The organism is Acidovorax sp. LjRoot38 (genome assembly GCF_964252975.1).
Taxonomy (GTDB): domain Bacteria; phylum Pseudomonadota; class Gammaproteobacteria; order Burkholderiales; family Burkholderiaceae_C; genus Acidovorax; species Acidovorax facilis.
On sequence record NZ_CAXUPT020000050.1, the window covers coordinates 1 to 654 of the forward strand.

The following is a 654-nucleotide window of genomic DNA, read 5'->3' on the forward strand; positions in this document are numbered from 1 at the left end:
TCGGCCAATAGCAGTCAGATGAATCGTTGCGAAAGCACTTCTTGAACAACACGAACCAGTCCCACGACGAAGCCGTAGTCCCTGACATCACCAAGAGCGTCAATCACCATTTCAAGAGGGAGGGGCGATTGATGATCTGGTTTGCTATTGGCGTACCAATCATCTTGCTGATCGGCGCTTTTGTATTTTGGTCCCGCGCTCCTCACACTCGCCGGCAGGTAGAGTGATCGACGCTTGGCAACATACGGCCAGTAGCTGTCGTTTGGCGACTCAGCATGGATTGTTAGAGTGCAATGATGGCCACTTCTAACTTCATTGCCTATCGCTCAATCTACGCTGTCTCACAGGACGGCGGATCGAGAATTGTTTGCCTATCCATCGGCGCTCCGTATCAGATTTCGCAAGACGAATGGGCATGCGCTGTTGGCCTCAGTGGGCTGCACGAGAATCTGCACGACATACATGCGGCAGATTCCTGGCAGGCGCTTCAGTTGGCAGCGCAATTCATCCGGAAACTACTTGGATACTTTGTTGAAGAGGGTGGCAGGTTGTATTGGCCCAGTCCTGACGAGGAAATTGCGCTGCAAGAGTTGTTTCCGTAGATAGCTGGCCCAAGGAATGGTCCGTAGTTACACAGAGGCCGCTATGGGCCCA

Annotated in this window: 1 protein-coding gene; it reads left to right on the plus strand. The window is 52.8% G+C overall.

The window, feature by feature from the left end; genetic code table 11:
* The first annotated feature begins 296 nt into the window (after positions 1–296).
* Positions 297–602 carry a DUF6968 family protein gene (locus ACSQ22_RS26325; protein WP_431152802.1) on the plus strand — a complete coding sequence of 102 codons (306 nt, stop codon included), beginning with the start codon at positions 297–299 and terminating at the stop codon, positions 600–602.
* Positions 603–654: the final 52 nt, after the last annotated feature.